This is a genomic window from Brachybacterium phenoliresistens, from assembly GCF_039530785.1.
GTDB lineage: Bacteria > Actinomycetota > Actinomycetes > Actinomycetales > Dermabacteraceae > Brachybacterium > Brachybacterium phenoliresistens.
In genome coordinates, this window is sequence record NZ_BAAAOW010000001.1 from 203,853 (window position 1) to 222,454 (window position 18,602).

The 18,602-nt window shown below is 73.5% G+C and carries 16 protein-coding genes; 13 read left to right on the forward strand and 3 right to left on the reverse strand.

The window, feature by feature from the left end:
- Positions 1-62: 62 nt before the first annotated feature.
- Positions 63-2,180 (reverse strand): transketolase, encoded by a 2,118-nt coding sequence (gene tkt / locus ABD234_RS00905; protein ID WP_038370256.1) that lies wholly within the window; start codon positions 2,178-2,180, stop codon positions 63-65.
- Positions 2,181-2,501: 321 nt separating this feature from the next.
- On the opposite strand from tkt, the gene ABD234_RS00910 reads away from it, so the two are divergent.
- From ABD234_RS00910 to ABD234_RS00960, 11 genes are all read left to right on the forward strand, one after another.
- Positions 2,502-3,458, forward strand: a complete 957-nt coding sequence (locus ABD234_RS00910; protein WP_038370255.1) for a heme o synthase — start codon at positions 2,502-2,504, stop codon at positions 3,456-3,458.
- Between the two features lie 15 nt (positions 3,459-3,473).
- Positions 3,474-4,439 carry a tyrosine recombinase gene (locus ABD234_RS00915; RefSeq protein WP_051486414.1) on the forward strand — a complete coding sequence of 322 codons (966 nt, stop codon included), beginning with the start codon at positions 3,474-3,476 and terminating at the stop codon, positions 4,437-4,439.
- Positions 4,440-4,609: 170 nt separating this feature from the next.
- The gene (locus ABD234_RS00920) at positions 4,610-5,482 is read left to right on the forward strand and encodes a ParA family protein (protein WP_038370254.1); all 873 of its coding nucleotides are present in this window, start codon (positions 4,610-4,612) and stop codon (positions 5,480-5,482) included.
- Positions 5,482-6,336: a pseudouridine synthase gene (locus ABD234_RS00925; protein ID WP_051486413.1), complete on the forward strand. Its 855-nt coding sequence runs from the start codon at positions 5,482-5,484 to the stop codon at positions 6,334-6,336. The genes ABD234_RS00920 and ABD234_RS00925 overlap by 1 nt, the downstream gene beginning before the upstream one ends.
- The gene (locus ABD234_RS00930) at positions 6,333-7,484 is read left to right on the forward strand and encodes a prephenate dehydrogenase (RefSeq protein ID WP_051486412.1); all 1,152 of its coding nucleotides are present in this window, start codon (positions 6,333-6,335) and stop codon (positions 7,482-7,484) included. The genes ABD234_RS00925 and ABD234_RS00930 overlap by 4 nt, the downstream gene beginning before the upstream one ends.
- Before the next feature lie 19 nt (positions 7,485-7,503).
- Positions 7,504-9,750, forward strand: a complete 2,247-nt coding sequence (der, locus tag ABD234_RS00935; RefSeq protein ID WP_084148181.1) for a bifunctional cytidylate kinase/GTPase Der — start codon at positions 7,504-7,506, stop codon at positions 9,748-9,750.
- 63 nt (positions 9,751-9,813) lie between these two features.
- A complete protein-coding gene (locus ABD234_RS00940; RefSeq protein WP_038370253.1) occupies positions 9,814-10,287 on the forward strand; it encodes an NUDIX hydrolase in 474 nt (157 codons plus the stop codon).
- A complete protein-coding gene (locus ABD234_RS00945) occupies positions 10,284-10,916 on the forward strand; it encodes a hypothetical protein (protein ID WP_344353412.1) in 633 nt (210 codons plus the stop codon). The genes ABD234_RS00940 and ABD234_RS00945 overlap by 4 nt, the downstream gene beginning before the upstream one ends.
- A gap of 137 nt (positions 10,917-11,053) precedes the next feature.
- Positions 11,054-12,442, forward strand: a complete 1,389-nt coding sequence (locus ABD234_RS00950; protein ID WP_038370251.1) for an extracellular solute-binding protein — start codon at positions 11,054-11,056, stop codon at positions 12,440-12,442.
- Positions 12,439-13,389: a carbohydrate ABC transporter permease gene (locus ABD234_RS00955; RefSeq protein ID WP_038370250.1), complete on the forward strand. Its 951-nt coding sequence runs from the start codon at positions 12,439-12,441 to the stop codon at positions 13,387-13,389. The genes ABD234_RS00950 and ABD234_RS00955 overlap by 4 nt, the downstream gene beginning before the upstream one ends.
- Positions 13,386-14,255, forward strand: coding sequence for a carbohydrate ABC transporter permease (locus ABD234_RS00960; protein ID WP_038370249.1), 870 nt, complete (start codon positions 13,386-13,388; stop codon positions 14,253-14,255). The genes ABD234_RS00955 and ABD234_RS00960 overlap by 4 nt, the downstream gene beginning before the upstream one ends.
- A 106-nt stretch (positions 14,256-14,361) precedes the next feature.
- Here the strand turns inward: ABD234_RS00960 and ABD234_RS00965 are convergent, their stop codons facing one another.
- A complete protein-coding gene (locus ABD234_RS00965; protein ID WP_084148180.1) occupies positions 14,362-15,549 on the reverse strand; it encodes an acyltransferase family protein in 1,188 nt (395 codons plus the stop codon).
- 122 nt (positions 15,550-15,671) lie between these two features.
- Between ABD234_RS00965 and ABD234_RS00970 the strand changes: the two genes are divergently transcribed.
- Entirely contained in the window at positions 15,672-16,943 is a 1,272-nt protein-coding gene (locus ABD234_RS00970; RefSeq protein ID WP_051486411.1) for a sensor histidine kinase, read from the forward strand.
- Positions 16,940-17,560, forward strand: a complete 621-nt coding sequence (locus tag ABD234_RS00975) for a response regulator (protein ID WP_038370248.1) — start codon at positions 16,940-16,942, stop codon at positions 17,558-17,560. Before ABD234_RS00970 ends, ABD234_RS00975 begins: the two co-directional genes overlap by 4 nt.
- Before the next feature lie 60 nt (positions 17,561-17,620).
- On the opposite strand, the gene ABD234_RS00980 is transcribed toward ABD234_RS00975, so the two are convergent.
- A complete protein-coding gene (locus ABD234_RS00980) occupies positions 17,621-18,505 on the reverse strand; it encodes a formyltetrahydrofolate deformylase (RefSeq protein WP_051486410.1) in 885 nt (294 codons plus the stop codon).
- Between the last annotated feature and the right edge of the window lie 97 nt (positions 18,506-18,602).

Here is an 18,602-nt window from a genome sequence, read left to right on the forward strand (position 1 = left end):
ACAGCGGTGGTGCGGCGGGGAGCGGCGCGGGGCGGGACCATGGGGTCCCGCCCCGCGGACGGTCAGGCGCCGGTGGGTGCCAGGGCCTTCTCGGCGGCGGCGAGGGACTCCTCGGCCGCCGCGACGACGGCCTCCGGGGTGAAGCCGAACTCGCGGAACAGCGTCTTGGCATCGGCCGAGGCGCCGTAGTGCTCGAGGGACACCGCGCGGCCGTGGGCGCCGAGGAAGCGGTACCAGGGCATGGCGATCCCGGCCTCGACGGTGACGCGGGCGGTCACCGCGGCGGGCAGCACGGACTCCTTGTACTCCTCGTCCTGCTCGTCGAACCACTCGACCGAGGGCATGGAGACGAGGCGCGTGGGAACGCCCTTGGCCTCGAGCTCCTTCTGGGCCTCGACGGCGTACTGGACCTCGGAGCCGGTCGCGATCAGGATGACCTTCGGCTCGGCCGAGGCGTCCTTGAGGATGTAGCCGCCGCGGGCCACGCCCTCCGCACCGGCGTACTCGGAGCGGTCCAGCGTCGGCAGCGCCTGGCGGCTGAGGATCAGGCCCACGGGGCCGCGGTCGCGCTCGAGCAGGGCCTTCCAGGCCTGGGCGGTCTCGTTGGCGTCGGCCGGGCGCACGATCGAGAGGTTCGGGATCGCGCGATACGCGGCGAGGTGCTCGACCGGCTGGTGGGTGGGGCCGTCCTCGCCCAGGCCCACGGAGTCGTGGGTCCAGACGTAGGTGGCCGGCACGTTCATCAGGGCGGCCAGGCGCACGGCGCCGCGCATGTAGTCCGCGAACTGGAAGAAGGTGCCGCCGTAGGGACGGGTCAGGCCGTGCAGCGAGATGCCGGACAGGATCGCGCCCATGCCGTGCTCGCGGATGCCGAAGTGCAGGGTGCGGCCGTACACGTCGCCGGAGAACTCCTCGGAGGAGTGCTCGGCCGGGATGAAGGAGGGCTCGCCCTTCATCGTCGTGTTGTTCGAGCCGGCGAGGTCGGCGCTGCCGCCCCACAGCTCCGGCAGCACCGGGGCGAGGGCGTTCAGGACGGTGCCGGAGGCGGCGCGGGTGGCCACGCCCTTGGCGTCGGCGTCGAAGGTCGGGATCGCCTCGGCGAAGCCCTCGGGCAGCTCGCGCGCCTGGAGGCGGTCCAGGAGGGCGGCGGCCTCGGTGTGGGCCTCGCGCCAGGCCTGGTAGTCCTTCTCCCAGGCGGCCTTGGCCTCGGCGGCCCGGTCGGCGAGGGCGCGGGTGTGCGCGATGACGTCCTCGGGGACCTCGAAGGTCTTCTCCGGGTCGAAGCCCAGGACCTCCTTGAGGCCGGCCACGGCGTCGTCGCCCAGGGCGCTGCCGTGGGCGCTGTGGCTGCCCGACTTGCCCGGGGTGGGCCAGCCGATGACGGTGCGCAGGCGGATGAAGGTCGGCTTGTCGGTGACCTTCTGGCCCTCGAGGATGGCCTGCTTGAGCGCGGCGACGTCCTCGACGTACTCGGTGCCCCCGTTGGTCCAGTCCACGGTGCGCACGTCCCAGCCGTACGCCTCGTAGCGCGCGGCGGTGTCCTCGCTGAAGGCGATCGAGGTGTCGCCCTCGATGGAGATCTCGTTGTCGTCCCAGATGACGATGAGGCCGCCGAGCTGCTGGGTGCCGGCCAGGGAGCTGGCCTCGCTGCTCACGCCCTCCTGCAGGTCGCCGTCGGAGGCGATCACGTAGGTGAAGTGGTCGAAGGGGCTGGTGCCCGGGGCGGCCTCGGGGTCGAGCAGGCCGCGCTCGCGGCGCTGGGCCATGGCGAAGCCGACGGCGGAGGAGATGCCCTGGCCGAGGGGGCCGGTGGTGATCTCCACGCCCGTGGTGTGGAAGTTCTCGGGGTGGCCCGGGGTCTTGGAGCCCCAGGTGCGCAGCGCCTCGATGTCCTCGAGCTCGAGGCCGAAGCCACCCAGGTAGAGCTGGATGTACTGGGTCAGGCTGGAGTGGCCCGCCGAGAGGATGAAGCGGTCACGGCCCAGCCAGGCCGGATCCTTCGGATCGTGCCGCATGATGTCCTGGTAGAGCAGGTAGGCGGCGGGCGCGAGGCTCACGGCGGTTCCGGGATGACCGTTGCCGACCTTCTGCACGGCGTCCGCCGCGAGGACGCGCACGGTGTCCACGGCGCGCTTGTCGGTCTCGTTCCAGCCCTCGGGGGCCTTGAAGGTGTCGGTCACGTGTACTCCCTCATATCGATGGACCGGCCGGCACCCACTGAGGCGTCCGGCAGGCGTTCCCAGGCGCGCGGACATGCGCGCCGACACTGACACTCTAGTAGCGGGGGCGAGGCCCCGCCGAGCGTGCGTCATCAGATGGAACGCCGGGTCACGGATGGATCACCGCACCTGGTGAGCGGTCTCACGCGCCGCGTCCCATGTCACGCGGGCGCGAGGGCGGGGCGCGTCGGGATCGGGACCCTCCTCCGGTACTCTGGCGTCCGTACGTCCGTCCGGCGCCCGTCCCGCGCCGGGGGGCCCCTCGTGGAAGGACGGTGAGCGGTGGACGCCACCCAGGACACCCGACGCCAGGCCTCGGACCAGGCCCCGGCGCCGGTCGCCGAGAAGCGCTCCGCCGGATCCGTGCTGCGGGCCTATGTGGCCCTGACCAAGCCGCGCATCATCGAGCTGCTGCTGATCACGACCATCCCCACCATGTTCCTGGCGGCGGGCGGCTTCCCGTCCCTCGGCCTGATCGCCGCGACGATGATCGGCGGCTATCTCGCCGCCGGCGGCGCCAACGCGCTGAACATGTACCTGGACCGCGACATCGACGCCCGGATGAAGCGCACCCGCAACCGGCCGATCGTCACCGGCGAGGTGTCCCCGCGCGCCGCGGTGATCTTCGGCTCGGCGCTGTCGGTGCTCTCCGCCGTGTGGCTCGGGGTGCTGGTCAACGTGGTCTCGGCGGTGCTCGCCGTCGCGGCGATCCTGCTCTACGTCGTCTTCTACACGATGATCCTCAAGCGCCGCACGTCCCAGAACATCGTCTGGGGCGGGGTGGCCGGCTGCATGCCCGTGCTGATCGGCTGGTCCGCGGTGACCGGCGGCGTGTCCTGGACCGCCGTGCTGCTGTTCGGGATCATCTTCTTCTGGACCCCGCCGCACTACTGGCCGCTCGCGGAGAAGTTCACCAAGGACTACGAGACCGCCGGCGTGCCGATGCTCCCGGTGGTCGCCTCCCGCCGCAGCGTCGCCCACCAGATGATCCTGCACACCGCGCTGATGATCGCCTGCTCGCTCGCGATCATCCCGCTGGGCCACACCGGCTGGGTCTACGGCGTAGCCGCCGTCGTCACCGGCGGCTGGTTCGGGTTCCTCGTGATCCGCTACGCGGTGCGCACGCACCGCGGGCTCACCGGCAAGCAGCTCGGGCCGATGGTCGTCTTCCACGGCTCGATCACCTACCTCACCCTCCTGTTCGTCGCCCTGGCCGTCGACCCGTTCGTCCGCCTCTGAGGCCGGAGGGGACACGTGGACGCCGCCGCGGACCTGTCCCGCGCCCACGGGCGGACCCTCGAGCAGTACCTCGCGCACCTGCGCATCGAGCGCGGGCTGTCCGCGAACTCCGTGGCGGCCTACCGCCGCGACCTGACCCGCTACCTCGCGCATCTCGAGGCGGCGGGTCTCGTGCTCGAGGAGGTCGATCCGGAGGGCGTGAGCGCCTACCTCCGCACGATCCGCGCCGGCGCGGACGGCCGGGCCCCGCTCGCCGCCTCGAGCGCCGCCCGGGCCCTCGCCGCGGTGCGGGGCCTGCACTCCTTCCTCGCCGAGGAGAAGGACCTCTCCGCCGGGGACCCGACGCGTCTGGTCGCGGCCCCCGGGCGGCCGCGCAGGCTCCCGCATCCCCTGGACATCGACGAGGTGCTCGCCCTGATCGAGGCGGCGGGCCGGGAGCGCGGGGGAGTGCTGTCCGCCGAGCGCGCCCTGCGCGACCGGGCGCTGGTGGAGGTCCTCTACGGGCTCGGGGCGCGCATCTCCGAGGCGGTGGGGATCGACCTCGACGACCTCGATCGCGAGGGGCGTGCCGTCGTCCTGCGCGGCAAGGGCGACAAGCACCGCGCCGTCCCCGTGGGGCGCTGCGCCGTGGAGGCGGTGGACGCCTATCTCACCCGAGGCCGTCCGGCCCTGGCGGCGCGCGGCCGCGGCACCCCGGCGCTGTTCCTCGGCAGCCGCGGCGGGCGCCTCACCCGCCAGGCGGCGTGGCAGATCATCCGGGCCGCCGCCGAGGAGGCGCGGCTCGCGGATCGCGTGAGCCCGCACACGCTGCGCCACTCCTACGCCACCCATCTGCTGCACGGCGGGGCCGATGTGCGCTCCGTCCAGGAGCTGCTGGGGCACGCGAGCGTCACCACCACCCAGCTGTACACCAAGGTCACGGTCGACTCGCTGCGCGAGGCGCATGCCGCCGCCCATCCCCGGGCCAGCGAGTGGGCATAGACTTGTCGGCCAGGAGACCGGACCCGCCGGGCCCCGCCCCCGAGGACACGCCCGTCCAGCAGACGCTGCCGGGGCTGGGGATCGGGCCGGATCCCGCCGTGGCCGCCGCAGCGCCCCGCAGCGCTCGGCACCGGCGCCCCCGACCGCGACGCAGACGACAGGACACATACGTGAGCGACACAGCAGCGCAGACGCTGGAACTCGGCCTCGGGCCCACCGGACGCCCGCTCCCGGAGTTCCCCGAGCCGCCGGCGCTCGACGGGCACGGTCCCGCACGGGTCATCTCGATGGTCAACCAGAAGGGCGGGGTCGGGAAGACCACCAGCGTGATCAGCCTCGGGGCGGCGCTGGCGGAGATCGGCCGCCGCGTGCTCCTGGTGGACCTGGACCCGCAGGGAGCCCTGTCCGCCGGCACCGGCATCAACCCCTACGACCTCGACGTGACCGTCTACAACCTGCTCATGGAGCGCGACCACGACGTGCGCGAGGTGATCCAGGAGACCCGCACCGAGAACCTCGACGTCCTCCCGGCGAACATCGACCTCTCCGCGGCGGAGGTCACGCTGGTCAACGAGGTCGCCCGCGAGATGGCGCTGGCGCGCGTGCTGCGCCCGGTGATGGACGACTACGACGTGATCATCATCGACTGCCAGCCCTCGCTGGGCCTGCTGACCATCAACGCCCTGGCCGCGAGCCACGGCGTGATCATCCCGCTGGAGGCCGAGTACTTCGCCCTGCGCGGCGTGGCGCTGCTGGTGGAGACCATCGAGAAGGTGCAGGACCGCATCAACCCGGCCCTGGAGATCGACGGCATCCTCATCACCATGTTCGACCAGCGCACCCTGCACGCCCGGGAGGTGTGCGCCCGCGTGGTCGAGGCCTTCCCGGACGTCGTCTTCCACACCACCATCAACCGCACCGTGAAGTTCCCCGACGCCTCCGTGGCTGCGGAGCCGATCACGAGCTTCGCCTCCAACACCAAGGGCGCCGACGCGTACCGCCAGCTGGCCCGCGAGCTCATCGCGCGCGGCGGCGCCGCCTGATGGCCGAGGGCCGGGCTCCGCGCCGGCGCCGTCGCAGCGCCTTCACCCCGCCGCGCACGGTCCGGCTGCGCGACAGCGAGGGCCGGGCCGATGCGCGGCCCGAGCCGGAGGAGATCCATCGCGAGGACGGCGAGCGGCTGCAGAAGGTCCTCGCCCAGGCCGGCCTCGGCTCGCGCCGCGCCTGCGAGGCGCTGATCGCCCAGGGCCGGGTGGCCGTGGACGGCGTGATCGTCACCGAGCAGGGCGTGCGCGTGGACCCCGCGCGGCAGGCCGTCCACGTGGACGGGCGCCGGCTGCAGCTGGACGGGGGGACGCTGACCGTGGTGCTGAACAAGCCCCGCAAGGTGATGACCTCCCTCGGGGACCCGGAGGGCCGGCGCGACCTCACCGAGTTCGTCGAGCGCTACGACCAGCGCCTCTACCACGTCGGGCGTCTCGACTACGAGACCGACGGGCTGCTGCTGCTGTCCAACGACGGGGAGCTCACCCACCGCCTGACCCATCCCAGCTTCGCCATCGAGAAGACCTACGTGTGCCGCTTCGCGGCCCCCGGCGCACCGCCGCGCGGCCTCGTGAAGACGCTGCGGGAGGGCGTCGAGCTCGAGGACGGGCCGGCCCGCGCCGACAGCGCCAAGCTGGTGGCCCACAACGGGCGCGAGGCGGTGGTCGAGGTGACGCTGCACGAGGGCCGCAACCGGATCGTGCGGCGCATGTTCGCCTCCCAGGGCTTCGAGCTCACCCACCTCACCCGCACCCGCATCGGCCCCGTGCTGCTGGGGGACCTGCGCCCCGGGCAGACCCGCGAGCTGACCCGGCGCGAGCTGGGCACCCTGATGGCCGAGGTCGGGCTGTGAGCCCCGAGGACCGGGCGCCCGGCGGGACCGTGCTGGTGCCCGGCCCGGTGCGGATCATCGGCACCGGGCTGATCGGCGGCTCCCTGGGGCTCGCGCTGAGCGCCGCCGGGGTCGACGTCGTCGTCCAGGACGTGTCCCCGGGCACCCAGGCCCTCGCGGTGGAGATGGGCGTGGGACGCGCCCCGCGCCCCGGGGACCCCGACCCGGCCCTCGTGCTCGTCGCCGCCCCGCCGGACGTCGCCGCCCAGCTCGCGGTCGAGGCCCTGGCCCGGTGGCCCCGCGCGATCGTCGCGGACGTGGCGAGCGTGAAGACCACCGTGCTGGCCGGGATCGTCGCCGCCCGGCGCGCGGGCGACCTCGACGAGGACGCCCTGGCGCGCTACGTCGGCACCCATCCCATGGCCGGCCGCGAGGTCGCCGGGGTGATCGCCTCCCGCGGTGACCTGTTCCAGGGGCGGCCCTTCGTGGTCGTCCCGCACGGGAGCACCCGGCCCGAGGCCCGCTCGATCCTGCGCGCCCTCGCCGTCGAGCTCGGCTCCGTCCCGGTGGAGATGGACGCCGCCACCCACGACGCCGCCGTCGCGCTGGTGTCCCACGTCCCCCAGATCATGTCCTCCCTGCTGGCCGCCACCCTCGTCGACGGCCCGGAGCAGGCGCTGGGCCTGGCCGGGCAGGGGCTGCGCGACACGACCCGCATCGCCGCCTCCGACCCGCGGCTGTGGGTCGAGATCCTCGGCGCGAACGCCGCGGCCATCGGCCCGGTCCTGCGGGACGTGCGCGAACGGCTCGAGGCCGTCCTCCAGGCGCTGTCCTCCCTCGAGGGGGACCCGGATCCGGGCGTCGGGTCCCGGCGGGCTCTCGCGGGCCTCATCGCCGACGGCAACCGCGGCGTCCAGCGCATCCCCGGCAAGCACGGCGGCGCCGGCGACGCCTTCACGACCATCGTGGTGCTGGTGCCCGATCGCCCGGGCCACCTGGCGCGGCTGCTCACCGAGATCGGCCAGATCGGCGTGAACCTCGAGGACCTCCACCTCGAGCACACCCTGGGCAAGAAGGTGGGCCTGGCCCACGTGTCGATCGAGCGCGCCCATGAGTCACTGCTCACCCAGGCGCTCCGCGAGCGCGGCTGGACCGTCGCGGAGAGCTGATCGCCCGTATCCTGGGGGGATGAACGCCTCCGATCCCGCGCCCGCGCACGCCGAGACCCCGCCCAGCGCACCCGCCGGCAGCGCCGTGGTGGTCGCCATCGACGGTCCCGCCGGATCGGGCAAGTCCACCATCGCCCGCCGGACGGCCCTCGCCACCGGCGGCGGCCTGCTCGACACCGGCGCCATGTACCGCGCCGTGACCTGGACCGCCCTCGAGGACGGCGTGGACCTCGCCGACCATGCGGCCGTCGCCGCCCTGGCCGAGGAGCTCGACCTGGACCTCGGCACCGACCCGGAGGACCCGCACGTCCGCGTCCGCGGCCGGGACATCACCGCGGAGATCCGCACCGAGCGGATCAGCGCCGCCGTGAGCGACGTGGCCACCAACACCCGGCTGCGCCCGGTGCTGCAGCGCCTCCAGCGGGAGATCCTGCAGTCCGCCGCCGCGCAGCGCGGCGTGTGCGTGGCCGAGGGCCGGGACATCACCACCGTCGTCGCGCCCGATGCCGAGGTCCGCGTGCTCCTGTCCGCGAGCGAGGAGGCGCGCATGCGCCGCCGCGCCGAGGAGCTGGGCCTGGAGGATTCCGCCGAGACCCGCGAGCGCATGCACGACCAGGTCGTGCGCCGCGATCGCGACGACTCCTCGGTCTCGGAGTTCCTCACCGCCGCCGAGGGCGTGGTCACGATCGACACCACCGACCTCTCCGTGGACGAGGTTCTCGAGCGCGTGCTCGCCCTCGTCGACGCCGCCCGCGGGATCGAGGCCCCGGCCGTTCCCGGTCCGACGGCCGACGCCGATGCCGCCGCGACCGGGATGCCGGGTGCGACGGGCGTCGACGACGAGGCCGTCGAGGCGGCCTGGCGCGCCGGGCTCGAGGACTACGCGCTCGACGAGGAGGACCTCGCCCTGCTCGCCGGCGACGAGGAGGAGCTGCCGCGCGGCGCCGAGCGCGCCCCGCTGCCCGTCCTGGCCGTCGTCGGCCGCCCCAACGTCGGTAAGTCGACGCTGGTCAACCGCATCCTGGGCCGCCGCGAGGCGGTCGTCGAGGACGTCCCGGGCGTCACCCGCGACCGGGTCTTCTACGAGGCCGAGTGGTCCGGCACGGACTTCTGGCTGGTCGACACCGGCGGCTGGGAGGACCGCGTCCAGGGCATCGCCTACCGCGTGGCCGAGCAGGCCGAGCTCGCCGTCGAGCTGGCGGACGTCGTCCTGTTCGTCGTGGACGCCAACGTCGGCATCACCGCCACCGACGAGCAGCTGCTGAAGGTCCTGCGCCGCGCGAAGCGCCCCATCATCCTGTGCGCCAACAAGGTCGACGACGAGCGCGGCGAGCTCGAGGCCGCCGCCCTGTGGAACCTGGGCCTCGGCGAGCCGCACCCGGTCTCGGCCCTGCACGGGCGCGGCTCGGGCGACCTGCTGGACGCCGTGCTCGCGGTCATGCCGGAGGAGGGCCGCGGCCTGCCCCCGGACAGCGGCCCGCGCCGGGTGGCCCTCGTCGGCCGCCCCAACGTGGGCAAGTCGTCGCTGCTGAACCGTCTCGCGGGGGAGAACCGCGTGGTGGTGGACGACGAGGCCGGCACCACCCGCGACCCGGTCGACGAGAAGATCGAGCTGGGCGGGGTGCCGTGGACGTTCGTGGACACCGCCGGGATCCGCCGGCGAGTGCTCCAGTCCCAGGGCGCGGACTTCTACGCCTCGCTGCGCACGCGCTCCGCGCTGGACCGCGCGGAGGTCGCCGTGGTGCTGCTGGAGGCCTCCGAGACCATCTCCACCCAGGACCTCAAGATCATCGACATGGTCCTGGAGTCCGGGCGGGCCCTGGTCCTCGCCTTCAACAAGTGGGATCTCATCGACGAGGAGCGGCGCGCGCAGCTCGAGCGGGAGATCGAGAAGGACCTCGCGCACGTCGCCTGGGCGCCGCGCGTGAACCTCTCGGCCAAGACCGGCCGGCACACCGACAAGCTGGTCCCGGCGCTGAACACCGCCCTGGACTCGTGGGACACCCGCATCCCCACGGGCCGCCTGAACGCCTTCCTGGGCACCCTGGTCGCCGCGCACCCCCACCCGCTGCGCGGCGGCAAGCAGTCGCGGATCCTCTTCGCCACCCAGGCCCGGACCCGCCCGCCGCGCTTCGTCATCTTCGCCAGCGGCTTCCTCGAGCACGGCTACCGCCGTTTCATCGAGCGCCGCCTGCGCGAGGACTTCGGCTTCGCGGGATCGCCCATCGAGATCGGTGTGCGCATCCGCGAGAAGCGCCGCCGCTGATCGGGGCGGCGGGTCGCCGCGGGCCTCGCCGCCCCCGGCGGGGACGGCCCGTACAGTGGCGGCATGCCCACCCCTGATTTCGTCCTCGCGCTGCGCGAGAGGATCGGCCATGCCCCGCTGTGGATGCCGGGCGTCACGGCCCTGGTCCTGGACGCGCAGCGCACCCGAATGCTGGTGGTGCGCCGCGCCGACACCGGGGCGTGGACCCCGGTGACCGGGATCATCGATCCGGGCGAAGAGCCCGCCCGCGCCGCGGTGCGGGAGGTCGCCGAGGAGGCCGGGGTGCAGTGCCGTCCGCTGCGCCTGATCGACGTGCGCACCCTGCCGCCGATGACCTACCCCAACGGGGACCAGGCCCAGTACCTCGACCTGTGCTTCCTGCTCGAGCACACCGGCGGGGAGCCGCACCCGGCCGACGGCGAGAACACGCAGGCGCGCTTCGCCCCGCTGGACGATCTGCCGCCGATGAACCGGCGCTTCCAGGAGATGGTGCAGATCGCGCGGGAGGACCGGCCCGAGGCCCGCTTCCGCCGATGAGGATCCACGAACCGCCCGCCCCGGGCACCGTGCTCGACCTTCCGCTGTCCCCGGCGCCGGGCGACGTCGCCCAGGTGCGGGTGCTCGCCGCCGCCCGCCGGGACCTGCTCACCGCCCCGGACCCCGCCCCGGCCCTGCGCCGGTTCGCCGATGCGGTGCTGGTGGAGGTCTCCTTCCGCGGGCGCGACCTGCTGCCCGGCGCCTGGGTCGACGACTCGCTGGGGAGCCTGGCCCGCCGCCCGCGCCCCTCTCCCGTGGACTCGGCGCGGATCCGCTTCCCCGCCGTCGTCCTCGGGGAGGGCCGGGGCAGCGTCCTCGCCTGGGGCGAGACGAGCTGGCCGCTGCCGCTGGACGGCAGCGTGCAGGTGCCCGCGTCCTGCCGGCCCGGGGTGCATCGGGCGGCGGAGCTGCGCCGACTGGCCCTGACGGCGCTGGGCCGCCGGGCCGAGGTGGCCCTGACCCGCTGGCGCGAGGAGCAGTTCGACGTGCCCTGGCACGATGTGCGGCTCGTGCCCCACGCCGCCTGGTGGTTCGACATCGCGCAGGTGCCGCGCGAGATGCGCTACGCCGATGCCGCCCGCGGGCAGGGACGCTCGCCGGAGCGCTTCGTGCTGACGCCGTCGTCCTGACCGCCCGCGGTGGGCGGGATCGGGGCGCGCGCGTCGCGCCGGGACGGCGCGGAGCACGTGTGTAAGGTGGATCACCCGTCCGGCCCGAGGCCCGCGCGGTCCCTCGGGCGATTCCGTCGTCGAGGAGGACGCCACCCATGCCCGCCCCCATGCGACCGTCGCCGCCCGGGCGACGCACCTTCCTCCGGATCGCGGCCGGCTCCGCGGTCGTGCTGCCGCTGGCGGCGCTGGCCGGATGCACCGGCGCGGACCGCGACCCCGGCACCATCCGGGTGGCCTACCAGCAGTTCGGCTCCGGGACCCAGATGGAGACGATGCTGCGGCGGGTCTCCGAGAGCTACACCGCGCAGAACCCCGGCGTGAGCATCGAGTTGGTCCCCATCGTCGCGGCCGAGAACGACTACTTCACCAAGAACGAGCTGCTCATGTCCTCCCCGCGGACCTCGGCGGACGTCGTCTACGAGGACTCCTTCATCCTGCTGTCCGATGTGGGCGCGGGCTATCTGCAGAGCATCGACGACCAGATCGCCGGATGGCCCCTGTGGGACGAGATCGCCCCGGCCTCCCAGGAGGCGTTCACCGGCGAGGACGGCCACGTCTACGGGATCCCCGTCTCCACCGACACCCGCGCCCTGTGGTACCACCGCGACGTGTTCGCCGAGGCGGGGCTGCCGGACCCGTGGGAGCCGGCGAGCTGGGAGGAGGTGCTGGAGGCGGCCCGCACCATCCGCGACTCCGCCTCCGAGGCGGCGCCGCTGTTCGTCTTCTCCGGCAAGGCGCAGGGGGAGAAGGCCTCCATGCAGGGGTTCGAGATGCTGCTCTACGGCACCGGCTCGACCCTCTACGACGAGGAGACCCGCCGCTGGGTGCTGGGCAGCCAGGGCTTCGAGGACTCCCTGGCCTTCCTGCGGACGCTGTTCGACGAGGAGCTCACCCTCCCGCTGTCCCAGCACCTGGACCCCAACATCTCCGAGACCATCTACTCGACCCTGCTGCCCGAGGGACGGCTGGGGATCCTGCTGGACGGGTCGTGGATCTCCCGCAGCTGGGCGGAGGGCGCCGCCGGCGCCTGGCCGGAGTGGTCCGAGACCATGGGCCTGGCCAAGATGCCCACCCAGCACGGGCAGGACCCCGGATCGGTGACCCTCGCCGGCGGGTGGGGCTGGACGATCCCCCAGTACGCCACCGACAAGGAGGCGGCCTTCGACTTCATCGAGGCGCTGTGCGCCCCCGAGAACTCGGTCCTGCGGGCGATCGAGGACAACCACATCACCGTGCGGGCCGATGTCGCCGCCGACGAGCGCTACCTCGGGTACAGCCCGACGGTCGGCTTCTTCACCGAGCTGCTGGAGACGGCCCGGTACCGGCCCGCCCTGCCGGCCTATCCCGAGGTGTCCGCGGCGATCCAGGAGGCGATGGAGGTCGTGATGACCGGCACCGCCGATCCGGCCCAGGCCCTGGCCGCCTACGGCGACCAGGTCACCGGGATCGTCGGCGCCGAGAACGTCCAGGAGGAGGAGCGATGAGCACCACGGCATCCGCCGCACGCCCCGAGGCCGGCCGCCGCGGCACCGGGCGGTCCCGCCGCCGGGCGGGAATCGGGGACCGTCTGTCCCTGGTGCGCGCCCTGCCGATGCTCCCGGCCGCGATCCTGCTGCTCGCCTTCATGGCCGGGCCCATCCTGTACTCGCTGTACCTGGCCTTCACCGACAAGGCGATCCGCGGGGAGGGCGCTGCGGACACCTCCTTCGTGGGCCTGGACAACTTCGCCCGGGCCCTGGGGGACGGGGACTTCTGGAACGCGGTCGTGCTCACGATCGTGTTCACCACCATCTCCGCCGTGATCGGCCAGAACGTGCTGGGGATGACGCTGGCGCTGCTCATGGAACGGGCGCATCGTGCCGTCGCCTTCGTGATGACCTCGATCGTGATCGCCGCCTGGATCCTCCCCGAGGTGGTCGCCGGATACCTGCTGTACACGTTCTTCGCCGACGGCGGCAGCCTCGACGCGATCCTCGGCGTGGTCGGCCTGCCGAAGCAGACCCTGCTGTTCAGCGCGCCGATCATCGCCGTGAGCTTCGCGAACATCTGGCGCGGAGCGGCCTTCTCGATGCTCGTGTACTCCGCGGCGCTGGGGGCGATCCCCGGCGACGTGCAGGAGTCGGCGGCCATGGACGGCGCCGGGCCCGTGCGCCGGTTCTGGTCGATCACGCTGCCGCTGCTGCGCCCCGCGATCGCCACCAATCTCATGCTGATCACCCTGCAGACCCTGTCGGTCTTCGGGCTGATCTTCATCATGACCGGGGGCGGCCCGGCCCGGAAGAGCCAGACCCTGCCGCTGTACATGTACGAGCAGGCCTTCTCCTACGGCCAGCTCGGCTACGGCACCGCGGTCGCCCTGATCCTGCTGCTGATCGGCGCGGTCGCCTCCCTCGTCTACCTGCGCCTGCTCCCCGAGGAGGACAAGCGATGACCGCCTCCCGCACCCCCGTCCGCCCCCGCCGCAGCGGCAAGGGCCCGCGCGAGCGCACCGTGGAGACCGCCTCCAGCCTCGCCATCACCGTCATCGGCGTCGCCTTCCTGATCCCGCTGCTGTGGGTGGTGCTCGCCTCCTTCGACACCAGCGCCACCCTCGCCGTCTCCTGGCCGCAGCAGTGGAGCCTGGGCAACTTCGCCGCCATCTGGAACACGGAGACGACGTTCCGTCCGCTGGCGAACTCGCTGATCCTGTGCGGCGGCGCCACGATCGTCACCATGGTCGCCGCGGTGCTGTGCGCCTATCCCTTCTCCCGGTACCGCTTCGCGGCCAAGCGCCCCCTGCTGCTGACGGTCATCTTCGCCACGGGCCTGCCGATCACCGCGATCATGATCCCGGTCTACTCGCTGTTCGTGCAGGTCAACCTGATCGACTCGATGGTCGGGGCGATCCTGTTCCTGGGCGCCTCGTCGCTTCCCTACGCCATCTTCCTCACCAAGGGGTTCATGGATGCCGTGCCCGTGGAGATCGAGGAGTCGGCGTGGACCGAGGGGGCGGGGGTGCTGCGGACCCTGCGCTCGGTGGTGATCCCGCTGATGCGCTCCGGCCTCGCGGTCGCGACGATCTTCACCTTCGTGGGGATGTGGGGGAACTTCTTCGTGCCGTTCATGCTGCTGCTGAGCCCGGACCAGCTGCCGGCGGCGGTGACCCTGTACACCTTCTCCTCGCAGTACGGGCAGGTCGCCTACGGGCAGCTGGCCGCGTTCTCGATCTTCTACTCGCTGCCGGTGGTGGCCCTGTACCTCATCATGGGCCGCAGCCTCGGCACGGGATTCGCCGCAGCGGGAGGCGTCAAGGGCTGATCGGACCGGCTCCGGCCGGAGCCGAGGCGAGGCACGAGCGGCGGCGCAGGTCGGTGCCGATCCGATCGGCCGGGATCAGCAGGGCTGATCGGACCTCAGCCCTCGCTCATCGCCGTGCCCGGGTGAGGATCGCCCGGGGGCGGCGATGCCCGCTCAGCCATCGGCCGATCCAGGTGCTGCGCACGATCGCGTCGTAGACCAGCACCAGCAGGCCGGTGGTGACCACGAGGTTCACCGCCACCTTCACCAGGGCCGGCCAGGGCAGGTCGCCGAGCGCCATGCCCAGGGCCACCACCAGCGGCAGGTGCATCAGGTAGATCCAGTACGAGGCATCGGCCAGGTACCGGATCGCGGGGATCTCCCGGTCCAGGAACCGTGCGGTCACCCCGACCAGGGCATGCACCCAGGCCCACGAGGCCAGGGGCACCAGGACGATCTCCATCGGCCCGGGGACCAGGAAGGCGAGGACCGAGAGCACGCCGGCGAGCGCGAGCTTGACCGGCCAGGCCCGGGCTACCTGCGCCAGGGAGCCGGGGGCGGCGTGCAGGAACCAGCCCACCAGGAACGCGCCCAGGTAGGCGATGCTCGCGCCCGGCACCGGGACGATGGTCAGCGGCTCCTGGATCCCGCCGGTGCGCACGCCCTGGGCGAGCAGGCCCAGTCCGTAGGGCACCGCGGCGATGGCGATGCCGGCGGGGGAGGCGAGCACCGCGCCGAGGCGGCGGGAGATCGCCCCGGCGCGCTCCGTGCCGAGGACGCGCAGCAGGATCGCCCGGGAGAGGACGACCACCAGGGCGATCTCCAGCAGGAGCAGCAGGAACCAGAGCTGGCCGGGGGTGAGCATGTCCAGCAGGCCCGGCTGCTCGGCGGCGCGGGGGTCGGTGGGGATCTCCGTCCCGCGCAGGGCGGAGCCGACGACGATCACGATCGGCAGCGTCAGCACGGCCAGCGGCCAGAACGCCACCAGCGGCAGCCCGATGCGCAGCAGGCGGTCCTTCACGTAGGCGCCGGCGCCGCGGCGGTGCAGCACCATCCGGCCGAAGAACCCGGCCAGCATCATGAACAGCACCATCCGGAACAGATGGATGACGAAGATGACGGGCAGCGCCCAGCCTGCCGGCCGGGAGTCGATGAACAGCCAGGACTGCCCGGGCACGAAGCCGAGCAGGGTGTGCAGGACGACGCCCAGCAGCAGCGCGCCGCCGCGCAGGGCGTCGAGGTGGTGGAGGCGGGCGGGGGAGGGGTCGGCGCCGGTGCGTGCCGGCGCGGTCGCGGAGGAGGATGCGGATGTCATGGCACCGACGCTAGGCGGGGCCGCGCGGCGCGGCCTCCCCCGACCGGGTGGGCGAGGCTCCATCGATCGGTGGATGCCCCATCGCTGGTGCGGCACCGGGGCGCCGGGGGAGACTGGGGGACATGCTCGCCGACTCCCCCCGGATCACCCCCGGCTCCCCGCGGGAGTTCCTCGGGCCCCCGGGACGTCCCGCGATGGTCGGGCCGATCCCCGCGACCGACAGCCCGATGGGACGCTTCCTCGAGACCTGGCTGCCGGTGGTCCTCGCCGCGGTGTCCTTCGGCGTGGGGTGGCAGGTCTCGCCCTCGTTCGGATACGAGAGCTCCGTGCCGTACTCGCTGGCGCCTGCCGCCGCCACGCTGCTGCTGCGGATGCTCATGACCCGCCGCGCGCACCGCCGCGGCCCCGGGGACCCGCTGCTGACCGGCCTGTTCGTCCTCCACCAGGCACTGGTCCTGCTGACGGTGGCCCTGAACCCCCTGGCCTGCATCTACGCCTTCACCGGGTACATCGACGCCTCTCGCTTCCTCACCAGGCGCACGGCGCTCGTCTCCGTCATCGTCACCGCCATGATCTGCGCCTTCGGACAGTCCGGCGGGCCCTCCGGCGTCGCGGCGGTCCCCGCCCTGTTCGGCCTGCTGCTGCTGGTCAACGTGATGCTGAGCCTGGGGATGGGGTACCTCGCCGACGAGCGGGAGCGGCAGGTGGCCGCGCGCGAGCAGGCCGCCCGGGAGCTGGACCTGGCCACCCGGGAGAACCAGGCCCTGCAGGAGGAGCTGCTGCGCCGGGCCCGCGAGAGCGGCGTCCTGGCCGAGCGCACCCGCCTGGCCCGGGAGATCCATGACACCGTCGCCCAGGGCCTGGTGGGCGTGATCCGCCAGCTCGAGGCGCTGCCGGCCGACGCCCTGGGCGACCCGGCCCGCCAGCGCATCGCCATCGCCGAGGACACCGCGCGCGAATGCCTGGTCGACGCCCGGCGCGCCGTGGAGGCCCTCGCCCCGCAGCAGCTGGGGGAGGGGGACCCCGTGGAGGTGCTCGGAGAGATCGTGGGCCGCTGGGCCCGGGCCCACCGGGTGGTGGCGACCTTCGACGCGGACGAGGCGCCCCGGCCCTGCCCGCACCCGCATGTGCTGATCCGCGTCACCCAGGAGGCGCTGGCGAACGTGGCCCGCCACTCCCGCGCCGGCAGCGTCGAGATCACGCTCTCTGCCCAGGACGGGGACGCCCTGCTGCGGATCCGCGACGACGGCTCCGGCTTCGACCCCGCGGCAGTTCCCGCCGGCGGCCACGGCCTGCGCAGCATGCGCGAGCGCGTCGCCGAGACCGGCGGGAGCCTGCAGGTCGAGACCGCCCCCGGGCAGGGGACCCTCCTCACCGCGAGGGTCCCGCGATGACCGCGACGGTGCGGGTGCTGGTGGTGGACGACCATCCCGTGGTGCGCGACGGTCTCGTCGCCATGCTCGGCGCGGGGCCCGGGATCGAGGTCGTCGGCTCCGCCGAGGACGGGCAGGAGGCGCTCGCGATGATCGCCGAGCACGCCCCCGAGGTCGTCCTCATGGACCTGCGGATGCCGCGCCTGGGCGGGGTCGAGGCGATCCGGGCGCTGCGCGGGCGCGGGGACCGCACCCGGGTGCTGGTGCTGACCACCTACGACACGGACCGCGAGATCGTCGGCGCCCTGGACGCGGGGGCCGACGGGTATCTGCTCAAGGACGCCCGCGGCCCGGAGCTGGTGCGTGCCGTCCACGACCTGGCGGCGGGCCGCCCGGTGCTGGTGCCGGCGGCGCTGGCCGCCCTCACCGGGGCCCGGCAGTCGCGGCCCTCGCTCAGCGCCCGCGAGAGCGAGGTGCTGCGCCTGGTCGCCGACGGCTGCACCAATCGGGCGGTGGCCACGCGGCTGGGGATCGGCGAGGCGACCGTGAAGACGCACCTGGTGCACGTCTACGAGAAGCTCGGGGTCGGCGATCGCGCCTCCGCCGTGCGGACCGCCTGGGAGCAGGGCCTGGTCTGACGGGGAGGCGGGTCGTGGCCGGGCCGACGCGAGGCTCGCGATCCGGTCCCGGCCCGATGCTCAGCGGAAGATGATGGTGCGGGTGCCGTCCAGCAGCACGCGCGACTGGGCGAACCAGCCGACCGCCTGGCGCAGCGTGCGGGACTCCGCGTCCTGGCCGATGGCCATCAGCTCGCGGGGGGAGCGCGTGTGGTCCACGCGGATCACGTCCTGCTCGATGATCGGCCCCTCGTCGAGGTCGGTCGTCACGAAGTGCGCGGTCGCCCCGATCTGCTTGACCCCGCGGGCGTACGCCTGCCGGTAGGGGTTGGCGCCCTTGAAGCCGGGCAGGAACGAGTGGTGGATGTTGATGCAGCGTCCGGCGAGCGCCTCGCACAGCTCCGGGGAGAGGATCTGCATGTACCGGGCCAGGACCACCAGCTCGATGTCCGCCTCCTGGACGATCTCGAGCACGCGCGCCTCGAAGGCCGCCTTGTCCTCGGGACCGGCGACCGCGCGGTGCTCGAAGGGGACGCCGTAGTGCTGGGCCAGCGGGGCGATCACGTCGTGGTTGGCGAGGATCAGCGGGACGTCGATGGGCAGGTGGCCGCTGGCGCGCTGGTACAGGAGGTCGTTCACGCAGTGCGTGGCCTTGGAGGCGAGGATCAGCGTGCGGCGGGGACGCCAGGCGACGTCGAGGACGTGCTCGATGCGGTGGCGGGCCACCACGGGCGCCAGGGCCTGCTCGAACTGCTCCGCGCTCGCCGGCGAGGTGACCTGGAGGCGCATGTAGAAGCGACCGGTCTCCGCGCTCGCGAACTGCTGGCTCTCGGTGATGTTGCCGTCGATGCCGACCACCGCGCCGCTCACGCCGTGCACGATCCCCGGACCGTCCTCGCACACGAGGGTGAGGACGTACTCGGTGACGTCGCCGGCGGGGGACTGCGGGGCAGGGATGGTCGACATGGCCGGAATCCTATCGGCCCGCGCCGCCCCGCCGGAACGCGGCCCCGGGGTGCGGAGGCCGCGTTCCCCGGGGCCGCGCGGCGGGCGGGTGCCGGTG